Source organism: Desulfamplus magnetovallimortis (assembly GCF_900170035.1).
In the GTDB taxonomy this organism is placed as follows: Bacteria; Desulfobacterota; Desulfobacteria; order Desulfobacterales; family Desulfobacteraceae; genus Desulfamplus; species Desulfamplus magnetovallimortis.
On the sequence record NZ_LT828555.1, the window covers coordinates 84,688 to 101,006 of the forward strand.

Genomic DNA, 16,319 nt, shown 5'->3' on the forward strand with positions numbered 1-16,319 from the left:
GCTTAAAAAAATCTCCGCCTGGCAGTGACACCCTTTGTTCTTTCATAATCAGGGCTTTTTTTAAACAGAACTCCCAAGAAAGGCATCTCTCCTTTTACAAGATCCTTTGCATGAAAATCAGGGTCAAGAGCAAGGGCACGTATCCAGTTTATAAGCTCCCTTGTGGCAGGTTTTTTCTCAATCCCTTCAATTTCCCGCATGCTGTAGAAAGCATTGATGGCGTTTTCAGCAAGTTTCTGGTCAATGTCAGGAAAGTGAACCTGTATGATCTTGCGCATCATTTTAGGATCCGGAAAGGCGATGTGATGGAAGTTGCAGCGCCCAAGGAAGGGGTCTGAAAGATCCTTTTTTGCGTTGGATGTTATTATAATAACAGGTCTGTGTTTTGCTTTTATGGTCTGGTCTGTCTCAATGATGTCAAACTGCATCTGATCCAGTACATCCAGCATGTCATCCTGAAAATCGGTATCAGCCTTGTCAATTTCATCAATCAGAAGGACAGTCCTTTTCTCGGATGTGAATGCCTGACCGATTTTTCCCATTTTGATATACTCGTTGATATTGCTGACATCCCGGCTTGAATCCCCGAATCTGCTGTCATTTAGGCGCGTGAGTGTGTCGTATTGGTACAGTGCCTCCACAAGTTTCATGCTGGATTTTACATTGAGTATTATAAGCGGCATGTCAAGGGTTTCAGCAATTGCGTGTGCAAGCATGGTCTTGCCGGTACCAGGTTCTCCCTTGAGAAGAAGAGGCATTTCAAGAGCCATTGAGATGTTGACGATACCTGCAAGTTCGCTGTCAAGTACATATTTTCTGGCACCGGAAAAGTGCACATTTTGATCTTGTTTCTGATGCATTAGAAAAGCTCCTTGGTGCATTACATTTTTTTTGGACTTTTTATCTGAACATTTCGGCATTGATTAAAACAGAAATATAAACCATAAACACATAGTGATTTCAAGCTATTTGATTTGTATGGCTCCACAATTCTTCTTATCTTGTTTCCTCTTCATAACAGGAAAGTGTGGCAAAAGATTGACTCTTTTCAAGCAGGGTGTTAATGATTTATATTTAATTTTACACCCTTACAGTTCAAATTCTTTTTAAATTTATGAAGTGATGGATATCCTTTTATTTTCCATTTTTTACTTTTTGGGATGCCATGCCCATTTGTCGTGAATTTTCATCCCAAAAGTGTAATCTGTTTGTGGGATAGCATGAAGGATGTCAAATAACGCAGATACTTTTATTAATAACTACTTAGGAGTGCACTATGATTGGTGGAATTGGAATGCCTGAACTCATTATTATACTTGTAATAATTCTGATAATTTTTGGAGCAGGCAAACTTCCTGAGATCGGCTCAGGTATAGGAAAAGGAATTAAAAATTTCAAAAAGGCCACAAAAGAGATTGATCAGGAAGATAAGGAAACTGTAAAAAAAGAACCTGAAAAAATTGAAGAAAAGCTGAACTCCTGATATGGCAAGGTTCTTCAAAAAGCGGGAAGCAAACAGAGGCCAGTCTCCCGGGGCATTGATTTTTATTGGTGAACAAAAGGTTGAGACTGTTCAGTGCCATCTTATCAGTTACAACAATCTGGATTTAAAAGAGATACCATTAAATCCCGCATCCATTAAGATGGAAGTGCAGCAATGTGGCTCTGAGCAAATAACATGGCTTAATGTAAATGGCCTTCATGATATTGATATTATCAGGGATATTGGTCATCTGTTTGATATTCACCCTCTTGTGCTTGAAGATATACTTAATACAGGCCAGCGTCCAAAACTTGAGGAGTTTGACAATTTTTTTTTCATTGTCATGAAGATGGTTCGTTTTGACAAGGAGAAGCAGATGATTGTCAATGAGCAGTTGAGCATGATTGTAGGTGGCGGATTTCTCCTCTCTTTTCAGGAGCGACCCGGCGATGTCTTTGAGCCTGTGAGGGAGAGAATCAGAAAGCATAAAGGCAGGATAAGAAACTCAGGCTCTGACTATCTCTCATATGCTATGATGGACAGTGTGGTGGATAATTACATTTACATTGTGGAGCGCCTTGGTGAAAAAATAGAGGATCTTGAAGAGGAGATTTTGGCAGGCCCAAATAGCGGAGTCATGGAAAAGATAAATATTTTCAAAAGAGAGCTTAATTACCTAAGAAAATCCATCCGTCCTGCCAGAGAGGCTATTGCCCAGATTTCAAGACTGGATAATGACCTTATCCATGAACAGTCAATTCCGTTTTTTAAGGATTTGACTGACCTCGTCACACATGTAACTGAGGCCATTGATACCTATCAGGACCTTTTGACGGATCAACTCAATATATACAATTCAGTTGTTGGCAACCGCCTCAATGATATCATGAAGGTACTCACAGTATTTTCAGCTATTTTCATACCCCTGACCTTTATTGCAGGTATTTACGGCACCAATTTTGACTACCTGCCTGAGCTGCATTATAAATACAGCTATTTTATTCTCTGGGGGGTGATGCTTGTTATTGCAGGTTTGCTTGTAATGTTTTTTAAGCGCAAAGGGTGGTTTTAGGAATGGTTACGAAATACCTTTCTCTTTTCAAGAATGGGGACAGAGTTAAAAATCTGTCCCCAAAGGACACAAATGTGTTAATTACATACCCATAGGGAAGCACCTTCAAGTTCCCTGAAAAGAGCATGGCACACCTCTCCTTTAAAAATTCTTGTAAAAAGGCTCTTTTCTCCTCCTGATCTGCCCAGAGCGACAGCAGCATATTTTTTCTGTTCAGCTTCATCCATGATATATTTTGCAAGACTTCCTTTTTTAACAACATGGCTGTCAATCAAATCTTCTGGAAAGCCATTGCCGATAAGTATTTTAATCGTATTAAGGGTAATTTGAGCACCCTTTTCCTGTTCGTCCATGACAAGGATTGTTATTCTATGTTGCTTTTGTTTGTTTAGTATGAATCCAACATGGTCTGCCATTCTGAATGATGTATCTGATCCATCAACGTACAGAAGGACGTTTTTTCTTGATGGGTCAACAGATCTGCACAGCCACAGGGGAAAAGTAAATGGTTGTTGAAATATCTCCTCACTTACACTTTCGTCAAACATCTTTTCAAGTATGGACAATCCCCTTCTGCCAAGAATAACAGCATCATAAAGACCCTTTTCTCCTTCATGAATGATGTCACCGATCTTTGAAAAGAGCCTGTCCTGGAATTTTTGAGTTATATTATCAGGCATAAAATCAAGGTTGAGAAGCTCTTTCTCAGCATTTTCAAGGGTTTTTTGGGTTCTGGTGTGTATTTTATCAAGCTCTGCCTGCTGCCTGATATCTGATTCCAGGCTGCGTTCGTTGTCCCATATGGCCGGAGGTTTTGGAGCTGTGTTAAAAAGTGTTATTTTTATATCTTGTTTGTCTGCAAAAAAATATCCAGCAAACCGCACTCCCAAAAGAGAGCTTTTATCTTCAGAAATTGTTATCAGAATGTGTTTTTCCATGGAATAACTCCTTTGAATTTTTAAGAACAATTATGTATTTTATTTTGGGGTATTAATTTCAAAAATGTTATTTTATCGAATAATGCTTATATTGTATTCCTTTCATGCTATATTTAAGGGTGCAATATCGATGGCCTTATGAGAAGTTCAAATATGTGGTGCTAATATCAATAATTTAAGTATATTATCTTTTTGTTGTTTCTGGGATTGATCTTTTTTAAGGCTGATAAATATTGCTTTGCATATGTTTGATAATATTTTTTTGTTATTGGCATTGAATTTGCTTTTATTAATTTGCGTCTTCTATGAACAAGCCTATTAAAAGGGCACCTGGTTTATCACCAGCCATCTGAAAGCTGACTGGAAGAGCGGGAAAACATTAAATGTATGATTATAAAATAGAAAATCAAAAATCAGGAATATCAGGGCAACTGTTTCATAAAAAAGAAGAGCTTGTAAAGCATTTTTTTGAGACAAAATCCTTTAATTTCCTTGAATCCTATACACGGCTGCTTGATGAATATTTTCATGATGTTGTTGCAGAAAGCGATACTGCGCGGAAGATGACAGCAGCCGGAACCCCTGTTGCTATTGTGGCGCTTGGTGGTTATGGCAGGGGTGAACAGTGCGTACATTCAGATGTTGACCTTTTGATTTTGTTTGAAAAAAAAGTTCCTGTAACAACAGATGAACTTGTAAAAGAGCTTTTATATCCTCTGTGGGATGCCCGCCTTGAAACAGGGTATGCTGTACGAACTGTTAAAGAGTGCCTTGTTATGGCATGGGAAGAGTTTGATATCCTAACAACCATGCTTGATGCAAGGTTTATCTGTGGCAGTTCTCCTGTATTTTTCCAGCTTATGGAGAAGTTCAGAAATCGTCTTTCAAGGAAATATGTTCAAAAGAGCCTGAGCCGTTTGATTGAGGAGAGCAGGAAACGTTATCAGGATTATGGGGACTCAACCTATCTTCTGGAACCTAACCTTAAATCCGGTCATGGCGGATTGAGAGATTATCATACAATTGTGTGGTATGCCCGAATCATGTCTGATATCAAGTGCAGGCGTGATCTTGAGCGTTACGGTTTTTTGTCCCACGATGAATTCACAACCCTTGAACATTCCCTTGAATTTATATGGTATATTAGAAATGTTTTGCACCATTTAACAGGCAGAAAATGTGATCAACTCCACTTTGAGCATCAGAAAGAAGCCTCATCTCGCCTTGGATTCAGAGGCAGGGATACACACCAGGCAGTGGAACGTTTTATGGGTGAGCTTCATTCAAAGATGGATTATATAAAACAGATCAACCTCATGATTACCGAAGATATTCAACTGACCCGAAAGGCAAGGTTCTTCACCGGTATGCAGAAGTCAACAAACTACAACGGTATTGTTGTACGTCAGAGAAGGCTGGAATTTGAATCCATGGAGATGGTGCCTTCAACCCCTGAGCTTCTGCTGCAAATTTTTGTTGAGAGCGGTCGTCTTCAGATACCTCTTTCTGTTGAGGCAAGACGAATTGTAGGAGAGTTTGCCTATCTTGTGGATGATGCATTCAGAAGGAAAACATCCAATGTTGAAGCATTTGAAAAGATTGTTGCATCCTCGTTCTGGGAATTTAATGTTTTAAATGTGATGCTGTCCACAGGGCTTCTGGTTCGTTTCATGCCTGAATTCGGGTCAATATTGAACAAGATTCAGTATAATCAGTATCACCTCTTCCCTGTTGATAAACACTCCATAAGGTGCGTGCAGGTTATCAACGGTTTTAAGGGTAAGAAAGTTGATCCGGCTCATGAATTTTACTCAACTGTTTACAGGGAGCTGAAAAATCGCAGGACACTTCTTTTGGCTGCGCTGCTTCATGACATAGGCAAGGGTGACCCGGGAAGTGAACACTCTTTGCGGGGTGCTGAGATTGCCCGAAAGATAATGAATCGTTCAGGATATTGCAATGCTGATGTTGATGAAGTTGAGTTTTTGGTTCGGAATCATCTTTTTCTGGTCAAGATTGCAACAAGACGGGATATAAGTGATGAGGAGACTTCAATATTCTGCGCAACCAAGATTCAGAAGATAGGAGTTTTGAGAAAGCTTTATCTTCTTACAGTGGCAGACTCAATGGCAACAGGGCCAAAGGCATGGAATGAATGGACAGAGACCCTGCTTCGTGACCTTTTTCTTAAAACCGCAGGAATCATAAAAAACAGGGAGCTTGCCACCCGAAAGGCATCTCAGGTTATACATAAAAAAAGAGATGATCTTGTTACGTTGAGCCGTAATGAAGGTTTTGAAGAGAGTAATTTGCTTAAAATGGTGAATTCACTAAATCATCGTTACCTTCTTTATATATCTCCCGGGGATATGGTTGAACACCTGAAGCTTTATCGGGATTTTAAACTTAAAGATAATGATTTTATCTGGAAAATAACAACTGAAAAAAAATCAGATATCCGTACTGTCACAATATGTGGAAAAGACAGGCCGGGTTTTTACTCCAAACTCGCAGGTGTCTTTTTTCTGAATGGGCTGAATATTGTGGGTTCCCAGGCTTATGCATTCATGGATAACTGTGCTCTTGATATTTTCAAGGTTATGCCCCCAAGGGATAGGATTTTTGAAAACGAAAAGTGGAAAAAGGCAGAAAATGAACTTCATCAAGCCCTTGCTGATGATTCATTTCTTGAGAAGCTAAAGGGAAAACTGCCGGTCTCTCTTGCTCCTGTTTCCGGCCGTGCGGTGATGCCCAACAGGGTTAAGGTAGATAATGAAAGCTCCAGCTTTTTTACCATTGTTGAAGTCTTCACCTATGATTTTCCAGGGCTTCTGTTTGTTATTACAAATATACTTTACAGGCTCGGACTTGATGTCAGGGTGGCCATGGTGGCAACAAAAATAGATCAGGTTGTGGATGTCTTTTATGTGAGGTCAGTTGATAATGGAAAAATAGATGACCCTGAAGATGAGAATCATCTTCAAAAGTCAATCCTTGCAGCATTGCCGCCTGTCAGAGAGCCTTTGCCTGTGTAATAATTATTATGGCTTGGCCGTATCTGGCCACTCCGGATCATGAAAGTGGGAGTTTATATTTTCATGGTGAAAATGAGTTCAATTGTTCGAGGAGGTTTTACATGAAAAAAATTGAAGCAATTATTAAACCTTTCAAACTTGATGATGTCAAGGAATCTCTCAATGATATCGGCATCCAGGGAATGACCATAACGGAAGTCAAAGGTTATGGCCGACAGAAAGGACATAAGGAGATTTACAGGGGGGCAGAATATGTAGTTGATTTTGTTCCAAAGATAAAAATTGATATTATTGTGGATGATGATCGGGCGGAAGAAGTGGTAAAAACCATATGTAATGCCTCCAATACCGGTAAAATCGGCGATGGTAAAATTTTTGTTCTTCCGGTTGATGACGTTGTAAGGGTAAGAACCGGAGAACGTGGCAGTGATGCCTTGTAGAAATACAATGTTTTATTAGAAAGTCTCCATAACATGCTGATATACAACGATTTTCATGCTTGGTTGTAATGTGTCAACAAACATGGTGATTTATTAGAAAGTATCCATAACATACTGATATATCAAGACTTTCATCCATCGTTGTGATGAGTCAGCAAACATAGAGGTTTATTAGCAAGTCTCCCCAAGGGACTGTTTTTATAAAAAATTCAACACTTTGATTTTGGCGGGAGTCCGCCATGGCCTTTATATTCAGTGTTTAATTACAAAAATGAAGTACTCAATCAAAAAAAGGAATTTTCAGATGACACCTCAGGAAATTATTGCAAAAATCAAGGAAGAGAATATTCGCGTTATTGATATCAGATACATGGACTTCCCAGGAACATGGCAGCATTTTACAGTCCCTGCCTGTGAATTCAAAGAGAGTTCGTTTGAGGATGGCTTTGGATTTGACGGCTCAAGCATGCGGGCATGGCAGAACATTGACAACAGTGATATGATTGTTGTTCCTGATCCCTCCACAGTGAAAATGGATCCTTTCTTTGAGGTTCCAACACTTGCAGTTATAGGTGATATACATGACCCGATTACAGGTGAGTCCTACAGCCGTGATCCCCGAAATATTGCAAAAAAAGTTGAGCGATATGTCAAAAGCTCAGGTATTGCAGACACTATTTATGTAGGCCCTGAGCCAGAGTTCTTTATTTTCAATAATGTCAGGTATGCTTCAGAAAACCACGCAGCGTTCTACGAACTTGATTCAGATGAGGGAATTTGGAACAGCGGTAGGGATGAGATGCCAAACACAGGCTACAAAATTCGCCATAAACACGGATACTTTCCCCTTCCACCGGCAGATACATATCAGGATATGAGAACAGAGATGATGCTCACACTCGAAGATATGGGCATTGAGATGGAGTGTCAGCACCATGAAGTTGCAACAGCCGGTCAGTGTGAGATTGATCTTCGATTTGCATCACTTCTTGAGATGGGTGATCGTCTGGCATGGTTTAAGTATGTCCTTAAAAATGTTGCAGCAAAGTACAATCAAACTGTTACTTTTATGCCAAAGCCACTTTACAGTGATAATGGAACCGGAATGCATACCCATTTGAGTCTCTGGAAAGATGGAAAGCCCCTTTATGCCGGAAATAAATATGCAGGGCTTTCCCAGGAGGCACTCTACGCAATTGGCGGTATCATGAAAAACTGCAAGGCTCTTTGTGCAATTACAAATCCAACCACAAACTCTTATAAGCGTCTTGTGCCAGGATTTGAAGCTCCCATCAACCTTGCATATTCAAGTCGTAACAGAAGTGCTTCAATACGTATCCCCATGTACTCCAGCTCTCCTGCTGCAAAACGTATTGAGTTCAGAACTCCGGATCCTTCATGTAATGGTTATCTTGCCTTCTCTGCCATGACAATGGCAATGCTTGATGGAATCCAGAACAAGATTGACCCGGGCGATCCTATGGACAAGAATATTTATGATCTTCCACCAGAGGAACTTGCTGAGATGGGTTCAGCTCCTGCATCACTTGGAGAGGCGCTTGATGCACTTGAGCAAGATCATGAGTTCCTTCTCAAGGGAGATGTTTTCACAAAGGATGTTATTGAAAAATGGATATCTTACAAGAGAGAAAATGAGGTGACTCCAGTTAACAGTCGGCCACATCCACATGAGTTCTTCCTCTATTATGATATTTGATATAGCTTTCCAGAAAAATATTTTGTTTTTTGGTCAAAAAAATTAATCCAGATAACAGATATTTAGACTTTTCCATTATCAATTTAATTATCTGGAATACTATAGTGTTATCCATTAAACCATCATGGCAGTAGAGACAAGGCATGCCTTGTCTCTACTTCGCCATCCCCCGATTTAAGAATCACTCCTTAATTGCCTCCCTCCCCCTGTTGTCTAAATGCTGTTGACTTACTCAAAATCGACATCTTATTGCTTTTTTCCATTTACTGAATTTGTCTGAATCAGGATAACCAGGATAAACAAGATGTTCAGGATAGGTAATCCTGCCTTATCCTGTTAATCTTGGAAATCCTGATTCAGACAGTATTGACAAGGCTCAAGAGGTTATAGGTGTCGATTTTGAGGACTTAAGCCATCGGTCAACGCAAACGAGATGAGAATCTTCAATGATTTCAATCTCTCTCTTGCCGTAAAAAACTTAAGGCAACAGCATTGCCCTTTTGTCTCTGTCATACAGCATCCCACTACATTGAAGAACTGAAGTTTTCTATTCCCAAACGAACATCAATGTTGATAACTGAAAAAATATATTGATATTTATTATGTCGGATGCTATTCAAAATCAATCTCTTTTCAGTGTTTGCTGTTGAGTCTGTTTTTATGATTATTGTTTTATAACTATTTGTTTTAAGGGAGATATGCCTCTGTAGTGTTGTGCTGGTATAATACTTATGACTCTCTTTGCTACTTGGCGGAAATGGGTTGAAAAAACCGTTCAATGCTGAAAAATTATGTTTCAGTAATGGCAGAAAATGAACATTTCAGAAATCTGTGGTCTATTGTGTACGGGAGGATATAGATGGAACCTGATGTATTAATCATCGGTGGCGGTGCAACCGGAACCGGTCTTGCAAGGGATCTGGCATTAAGAGGGCTTAAATCTCTTCTGGTGGAAAAAAGCGATATCAATGCCGGTGCTTCAGGAGGTAATCACGGCCTTCTTCATAGTGGAGCGCGCTATGTTTCCAACGATATGGAGAGTGCAGTGGAGTGCATGGAAGAGGGCAAACTTCTCAAAAAACTCGCACCACACTGCATTGATGACTGTGGTGGCCTTTTTGTGGCAGTGGAGGGTGATGATGATAACTATATTGCTGACTTTCCTGGTCACTGCGAAAAAAGTGGTATATCCTGCCGATCAGTAACTCCCGCAGAAGCCCTTGAGATGGAGCCAGGTGTTTCAGATAAAACCATTGCTGTATATGAAGTTGAGGATGCAGCCATTGACCCTTTTATGTTATCCCTTGAAAATATTGCAGATGCAAAGGCACATGGCTCAAAACTTATGTGCCATACAAGGGCAGTTCGATTTGAAATTGAAAATCACAAGATTGTCAGGGTGAAACTACACAACACCCTTACAGGAGAAGATTTTCACGTTGAGCCAAAGATGGTTGTCAATGCTTCTGGTGCATGGGCTGGACAGGTTGCAGCTTTAGCAGGAGCGTCTCCTTTTACAATCCTTTGCTCCATGGGAACTCTTCTTGTGACACAGTCCAGAATTTCAAACGGCGTTATCAACAGGCTCAGACCCCCTGCAAATGCAGATATTCTTGTTCCTGGCGGAACGGTCTCCATTATTGGCACAACCTCAGTGCGGGTAGATGATCCAGATGATATTATCCCCACAGTAAAAGAGACCGACGAGATTGTCAGGGTAGGGGCACAGATGGTTCCTTCTCTTGAGCGGGTTCGCTACATCCGTGCATATTCAGGTGTGCGTCCCCTTGTGAGCATGGGGGGAGATGGCGCAGATGACAGAAATGTAAGCCGGAATTTTACCCTTTTGGATCACGAGTCCAGCGGAGTTGATAATTTTGTCACCATTACAGGAGGGAAGCTTACAACCTATCGCCTTATGGCAGAAAAAACTGCGGATCTTGTCTGTCGCAAACTGGGCAATGGTTTTGAGAAGGCTTTATGTCTTACCCGTATTCGTCCACTTCCTTCCACCATGGAGGGAAAGTGGACGGAACCAGGCGTTGCTCCCAAGCGCTGGGTGCAGAAAGCACCGGATGTTAGAGACAAGATTTTGTGCGAATGCGAGATGATTTCAGAAAAGACCATTGATGACATTGCAGGAGAGCTTAAGAAAAATGGTGAACTTCCGGATCTTCTTAATATTGGCAAACGAAGTCGTCTGGGCAAAGGCCCGTGCCAGGGAGCATTTTGCAGTGTAAGGGTGCTTGCTCATATGTATGATAAAGGTGCACTTACAGGTGAGCACGGAGTTGGAGATATCAAGGCATTTTTAAATGAAAGATGGAAAGGGCAGCGTCCCATTTTCTGGGGGGAGCAGCTTATTCAGGCAGAGCTGACAGAAGCCATGCACAGTGGTTTTTTTGATCTTGAGCTTACATAGATACTCAAAATCGACATTTTATTGCTTTTTGAGCATGCTTCATTTCCCAGTTTACACTTTCCGGAGAGAAAAACTCTGTGTGGCGGGAATCTCTCACAAAAAAGTGTAAAGTATTTTTGGGTTCAAATGAAGGATGCCGCTTTTTGCAGTTACTGAATTTGTCTGAATCAGAATAATCAGAATAAAAAGGATGTTCAGGATAGATAGTCCTGCTTGATACTGTTGCTCCCTGGTATTCTGATTTAGACAATATTGACAAGTCTCAAGAGATTATATGTGTCAACTTTGAGTAGATAATTTGAGTAGATAAGAGGTAAATATTCAGTGCTCACCGAATATTTGCGGTAAAAGGATGGGTAATATGTGTGATACTACTGAAATGGAAAAAGAGATCAGGAATCCTGAAATTCAATCTGACCTGACCATTATAGGATCAGGAATGGCTGGGCTTTCTGCTGCCCTTTTTGCACTTAACAGAGGCATGAAGGTGGTGCTGACCGGTAAAAGCAGCTCCATGAATTTTGCAACAGGTCTTATGGATCTTATGGGGGTTTACCCTGCAGGCAGTGAGTGGGAATCTCCCTGGGATGCAATTGATGCCCTTGTAAAAGAAATCCCCTCTCATCCATATGCAAGAATTAAAAGGGAAAATATCAGGGACAGTCTCCAGGAGCTTATGGGTTTTCTTAATGCCATGGGACTTTCATATCGTATGGGTAACGGTAAAAATGTCAATGTAATTACATCCCTTGGAACCATAAAAAAAAGTTATATGATTCCTGAACCCATGTGGAAAGGGGTTACTGCCCTTGATAAGAAAGCTTCGACCCTTGTTGTTGATTTTGCAGGCATGAAAATTTACAGTGCAAGGCAGATCGTCTCAACACTCGGCAATGTCTGGCCTGGTTTAAGGTCAGCACGCATTGATTTTCCTGGCATGGAGAGACTTGAAGAGGTCTATCCTGAACATATTGCACGTGCTTTGGATGTTGAAGAGAACAGGCTTAAGCTTGCAGAGCTTGTGAAAATTCTTTTGACAGGAGAAGATAAAAATGTTGAGTACATAGGTTTTCCGGCACTCCTTGGAATGCACAGGGTGAATGAGACCATAGCAAGTCTTGAAAAAGCTCTTGGAAAACCTGTTTTTGAGATCCCCACTCCACCTGTATCTGTTCCCGGGATTCGTCTCTATGATACAATGACCAGGGGAATTGAAAAAATTGGGGCTTTGCAATCCCTTCCGGAAATGGTACAAAGGGTTGAACTTCTGCCCACTGGTCCTGGTCGCTTCAGGCTGACAGTTGGGCATGAGGATATGCGACAGATCATTATCTCAAAGGGAGTGATTCTTGCTACAGGCCGATTCATGGGCAGAGGTCTTAAAGCAGAAAGAACGGGTATTCGTGAATCTTTGCTTGACCTTCCTGTGACCCAGCCAGAAAAACGGGAACTTTGGCACCATAAGGAGCTTTTTCATCCAGAGGGGCACCCTGTTAACAGTGCCGGTATTGAAACAGATGAACTACTTCGTCCTCTTGCTTCTCCTGCTACCCCCTTTGCAGAAAATATGTACGCTGCCGGTTCTATACTTGCACACAGTGACTGGACACGCATGAAATGCGGTTCAGGAGTTGCCATTGCAACGGCTTTTGCAGCGGTTAAAGCTTTTTCTCAAAAAGGTATAAAGGATTGAAACGATTTTTAAACTCGTTATTTGGTAGATTTTTTAAAAAACAAGATATAGACAGGGAGGAGCACGGAGATAGTACCTCTTCCTTAGAACATGAACAGTGTAAATATGGGCAACCTGAGCACGAAAAACATAAGCCCGATCAATGTAAAGCTGCCTATGACATAAAAAGCCGTAGCAGACCTTTTGATAATAAACAAGAGAGAATAAAAATAAATGTTTCTCTCTTGAACGGGAAAATTGTATGCGCCTCTGCCGGACAGTTACCTCTTCTGCTGTTTTCATCGCGCAGAAGTAGAAACTGGATGCATTTGAATAAATCCCTCTTTTTTACAGGCAAGGGAGATGATCACCTATCTTTTTATGATCTTATATCAGCAGCCTCAGAACTGAAGGATTTTGTCGATAAGAGCAGAAGAGGTTCTTCAAAATCCACGTTATCACCATCTATATCCGCTTCAAACACTCATCCCCGCTCAGTTGATCAAGAAAAGAACAGGCATTCTGATAGAAAAAAGCCAAAATGGAGTATTGATCAGTTTGACGTGCCTGTTTTGGAAAATGAGACAAGATTCCATGATCTGAACATTCCTATTAATATCATGCATGCTGTCTGTGATCTTGGATTTAAGTACTGTACGCCGGTTCAGGCACAGGTACTACCCCATACCCTTGCCGGAAAAGATGCAACAGCAAAAGCACAGACTGGCACAGGCAAAAGTGCAGCATTTTTGATTTCCCTGATTGCAGGACTTATGAGGCGCCCATTGCATGGAAAACGGCAAAAAGGGGCACCCAGGGCATTAATCCTTGCACCCACAAGGGAGCTTGTCATCCAGATTGAAAAGGATGCAAGGGCATTGACAAAATACAATCAGTTAAAAACCTTTGCTGTTTTCGGGGGCACAGCTTATAAGCAGCAGCATGATATCCTTGAAAATCGCTATGTTGATATTGTGGCTGCAACCCCTGGGCGATTAATAGATTTTATGGGGCAGAAGGTTATCAATCTTAATAAGGTTGAAATGCTTGTACTGGATGAGGCCGATCGTATGCTTGATATGGGTTTTTTGCCGGATATAAGAAAAATCATCTATGCAACGCCACATAAAGATAAACGTCAGACAATGTTTTTCAGTGCAACTCTTTCCCCGGAAATTTTAAGACTTGCCTCCCAGTGGACAAACGATGCTGTGCAGATTGAGATTGATCCTGATCATGCAGCTTCGGACAATATTAAACAAAAAGTTTATATTGTTACTGAAAATCAAAAAATCACCCTCCTTTATAACCTGATTACAGATAAAAAACTTGACAGGGTCATTCTGTTTGTTAACAGAAGAGATACAACAAGAAGGGTTGCAAGGAAACTTAGGCAGTATGGCCTTGAAAACGGAGTTCTCTCTGGTGAGGTTTCCCAGAATCAGAGAATGAAGACCCTTGAAGGTTTTAAAAAGGGTAGGCTTAAAATACTTGTGGCAACGGATGTGGCGGCAAGGGGACTTCATATTGAAGGGGTCAGCCATGTCATTAATTATGATCTGCCCCAGGAGGCAGAACATTATGTTCATCGAATTGGGCGGACTGGCAGGGCAGGGGCCAAAGGCATTTCAGTAAGTTTTGCAGATGAAATGAGCTCCTTTCATATTCCTGATATTGAAGCGGTCTTGGGAGAGAAAATGGATTGTGAATACCCGGAAGAGTCTCTCTTAAAACCCCTTCCCCCTCCACTTAAAATAGAAGAGCCTATAGATAAAAAAAGCCAGAGGCAACCCAGAAAGAGTTCCGCATATAAAAAGAGTAATATTCATCATGGAAACAGAAGGCGTGTCACCGGCAAAAATTTGCCTCGTAAAAGAGAATCTCAAAAACAGAAGGAGCATTCAAAAGATTCGGATGTTAATGAAAAGAAATCGTCATGACCTTGACAGGCTGTGACTCTCCGGTATAAAACAGTTGCTCATGATATTGATGCCGTTGAACCACAATTACTATAGTATTCCAGATAATTAAATTGATAATGTAAAAGTCTCACTATCTGTTATCTGGATTAATTTTTTACCGTGAAAATGACTATCATTTTTATATTTGGGGGTGATTGATACGCAATCAATCATGCCCGTTTACAAAAAAATAAAATATTTTTCTGGAAAACTATATAATGTGGAGCGGGAACTTATGCTTTATGAGTCCTTAATTAAAGGAGTTTGATTATGTTTGGTTTGGGAATGCCTGAAATTCTCCTTATCCTTGCCATTGCCCTTATGGTTATCGGCCCTAAGAAACTTCCGGAGCTTGCCAAGACCCTTGGCCGTGCTCTGGGTGAGTTCAAGAATGCAGCCCAGGATTTTAAGAGAAGTATTGATCTGGAAAGCTCAACCAGGGAATTTACAGAGCCTGTAAAAAATATCAAAACCGATATTAAAAATTCAATAAACCCTCTTGCTGATCAGAAAGAGAATAAAAACAGCGTTGACACTGGTGGCACACCAGATAACATTAAAAGTTCTGATAAAAAAAAGACAAAGATTGATGACCCTTACGGCAAAAATGAGAATATGGAATATTCTCATATTGGAAATGATAGTTTGGCAGAAGCTGATTATAAAAAAAAGAGTGACAAGGTGGAAAAATGACCATCCAGGATGAGGATAAAGCCCCTTTTCTTGAACATCTGACAGAGCTTAGAGACAGGATGGTCAGATGTTTTATTGCAGTGGGGGTAGGCTTTGTAATTGCCTACTTTTTCAAAGAAAAACTTTTTGATATATTAATTGCCCCCCTTGTGATGGCCATGGGGGAAGGTCAGAAGATGATTTTTACGGGGTTACCTGAAGCTTTTTTTACCTACCTGAAGGTCTCTTTACTGGCAGGGATTATAATTGCAGTTCCTGTTCTTTTTTACGAATTTTGGATGTTCATCTCACCAGGGCTTTATCGCCAGGAGAAGAAATTTCTTGTGCCTGTTGTGATTCTTTCCATCTTTTTCTTTATTGTTGGTTCAAGTTTTGGTTATTTCATTGTATTTCCTTATGGGTTTCAGTTTTTCTTAGGCTTTGCATCTGATACCATACAGGCAATGCCATCTATGAAGGAGTATTTAGGTTTTTCGTCAAAAATGCTTCTTGCCTTTGGATTTGTCTTTGAACTTCCACTTATTATAACATTCATGGCACGCATGGGGCTTGTAACTGTTCCTTTCTTAAAAAAGAATCGAAAATATGCTGTCCTGATTTTTTTCACAGGATCTGCATTGATAACCCCACCGGATGTGGTTACCCAGATAATGATGGCCATACCTCTTATGATTCTGTACGAGATAAGTATTCTGGGAGCCAAAATTTTTGGAAAAAAAGATGATATTGATGATGACGATGATGAAATTGAAGAGGGAGAGGCAGCTCAGAATGGAGTTGAAGATGATGAAAAGTGAGTAATGTCATGTTTTTACAATTTTGGATATAGTCCTGTTTAAGAGATAACAGCACCATTTTTTTATTATTGACAGAGTCAACCATCATG

At 40.6% G+C, this 16,319-nt stretch carries 12 protein-coding genes; 10 read left to right on the forward strand and 2 right to left on the reverse strand.

Annotated features, from left to right (window positions below):
* Nucleotides 1-2 precede the first annotated feature (2 nt).
* The gene (locus MTBBW1_RS21145; protein WP_080806874.1) at nt 3-860 is read right to left on the reverse strand and encodes an AAA family ATPase; all 858 of its coding nucleotides are present in this window, start codon (nt 858-860) and stop codon (nt 3-5) included.
* Nucleotides 861-1,276: 416 nt separating this feature from the next.
* Between MTBBW1_RS21145 and tatA the strand changes: the two genes are divergently transcribed.
* Nucleotides 1,277-1,483 carry a twin-arginine translocase TatA/TatE family subunit gene (gene tatA, locus MTBBW1_RS21150; RefSeq protein ID WP_080806876.1) on the forward strand — a complete coding sequence of 69 codons (207 nt, stop codon included), beginning with the start codon at nt 1,277-1,279 and terminating at the stop codon, nt 1,481-1,483.
* A gap of 1 nt (nt 1,484) precedes the next feature.
* The gene (gene corA / locus MTBBW1_RS21155; protein WP_080806878.1) at nt 1,485-2,555 is read left to right on the forward strand and encodes a magnesium/cobalt transporter CorA; all 1,071 of its coding nucleotides are present in this window, start codon (nt 1,485-1,487) and stop codon (nt 2,553-2,555) included.
* Between the two features lie 77 nt (nt 2,556-2,632).
* Here the strand turns inward: corA and MTBBW1_RS21160 are convergent, their stop codons facing one another.
* Nucleotides 2,633-3,493 carry a universal stress protein gene (locus MTBBW1_RS21160; protein ID WP_080806881.1) on the reverse strand — a complete coding sequence of 287 codons (861 nt, stop codon included), beginning with the start codon at nt 3,491-3,493 and terminating at the stop codon, nt 2,633-2,635.
* A 383-nt stretch (nt 3,494-3,876) separates the two neighbouring features.
* Between MTBBW1_RS21160 and glnD the strand changes: the two genes are divergently transcribed.
* The 8 genes from glnD (at nt 3,877) to tatC (ending at nt 16,230) form a co-directional block, all read left to right on the forward strand.
* A complete protein-coding gene (glnD, locus tag MTBBW1_RS21165) occupies nt 3,877-6,528 on the forward strand; it encodes a [protein-PII] uridylyltransferase (protein ID WP_080806883.1) in 2,652 nt (883 codons plus the stop codon).
* 101 nt (nt 6,529-6,629) lie between these two features.
* Nucleotides 6,630-6,968: a P-II family nitrogen regulator gene (locus MTBBW1_RS21170; protein WP_080806885.1), complete on the forward strand. Its 339-nt coding sequence runs from the start codon at nt 6,630-6,632 to the stop codon at nt 6,966-6,968.
* 304 nt (nt 6,969-7,272) lie between these two features.
* Nucleotides 7,273-8,685 (forward strand): type I glutamate--ammonia ligase, encoded by a 1,413-nt coding sequence (glnA, locus tag MTBBW1_RS21175; RefSeq protein ID WP_080806887.1) that lies wholly within the window; start codon nt 7,273-7,275, stop codon nt 8,683-8,685.
* 859 nt (nt 8,686-9,544) lie between these two features.
* Nucleotides 9,545-11,107: an anaerobic glycerol-3-phosphate dehydrogenase subunit GlpA gene (gene glpA / locus MTBBW1_RS21180; RefSeq protein WP_080806889.1), complete on the forward strand. Its 1,563-nt coding sequence runs from the start codon at nt 9,545-9,547 to the stop codon at nt 11,105-11,107.
* 361 nt (nt 11,108-11,468) lie between these two features.
* The gene (gene glpB / locus MTBBW1_RS21190) at nt 11,469-12,800 is read left to right on the forward strand and encodes a glycerol-3-phosphate dehydrogenase subunit GlpB (RefSeq protein WP_186441597.1); all 1,332 of its coding nucleotides are present in this window, start codon (nt 11,469-11,471) and stop codon (nt 12,798-12,800) included.
* Complete coding sequence (locus MTBBW1_RS21195) at nt 12,797-14,719, forward strand: DEAD/DEAH box helicase (RefSeq protein WP_245809505.1); 1,923 nt, start codon at nt 12,797-12,799, stop codon at nt 14,717-14,719. Before glpB ends, MTBBW1_RS21195 begins: the two co-directional genes overlap by 4 nt.
* A 291-nt stretch (nt 14,720-15,010) precedes the next feature.
* A complete protein-coding gene (locus MTBBW1_RS30080) occupies nt 15,011-15,433 on the forward strand; it encodes a twin-arginine translocase TatA/TatE family subunit (protein ID WP_080806894.1) in 423 nt (140 codons plus the stop codon).
* The gene (gene tatC, locus MTBBW1_RS21205) at nt 15,430-16,230 is read left to right on the forward strand and encodes a twin-arginine translocase subunit TatC (protein WP_080806897.1); all 801 of its coding nucleotides are present in this window, start codon (nt 15,430-15,432) and stop codon (nt 16,228-16,230) included. The genes MTBBW1_RS30080 and tatC overlap by 4 nt, the downstream gene beginning before the upstream one ends.
* The last annotated feature ends 89 nt before the right edge of the window (nt 16,231-16,319 follow it).

Bases quoted from the DNA above. Each gene is read 5' to 3' on its own strand.
- MTBBW1_RS21145 (WP_080806874.1), bottom strand. From the start codon at position 860: ATGCATCAGAAACAAGATCAAAATGTGCACTTTTCCGGTGCCAGAAAA.
- tatA (WP_080806876.1), top strand. From the start codon at position 1,277: ATGATTGGTGGAATTGGAATGCCTGAACTCATTATTATACTTGTAATA.
- corA (WP_080806878.1), top strand. From the start codon at position 1,485: ATGGCAAGGTTCTTCAAAAAGCGGGAAGCAAACAGAGGCCAGTCTCCC.
- MTBBW1_RS21160 (WP_080806881.1), bottom strand. From the start codon at position 3,493: ATGGAAAAACACATTCTGATAACAATTTCTGAAGATAAAAGCTCTCTT.
- glnD (WP_080806883.1), top strand. From the start codon at position 3,877: ATGTATGATTATAAAATAGAAAATCAAAAATCAGGAATATCAGGGCAA.
- MTBBW1_RS21170 (WP_080806885.1), top strand. From the start codon at position 6,630: ATGAAAAAAATTGAAGCAATTATTAAACCTTTCAAACTTGATGATGTC.
- glnA (WP_080806887.1), top strand. From the start codon at position 7,273: ATGACACCTCAGGAAATTATTGCAAAAATCAAGGAAGAGAATATTCGC.
- glpA (WP_080806889.1), top strand. From the start codon at position 9,545: ATGGAACCTGATGTATTAATCATCGGTGGCGGTGCAACCGGAACCGGT.
- glpB (WP_186441597.1), top strand. From the start codon at position 11,469: ATGTGTGATACTACTGAAATGGAAAAAGAGATCAGGAATCCTGAAATT.
- MTBBW1_RS30080 (WP_080806894.1), top strand. From the start codon at position 15,011: ATGTTTGGTTTGGGAATGCCTGAAATTCTCCTTATCCTTGCCATTGCC.
- tatC (WP_080806897.1), top strand. From the start codon at position 15,430: ATGACCATCCAGGATGAGGATAAAGCCCCTTTTCTTGAACATCTGACA.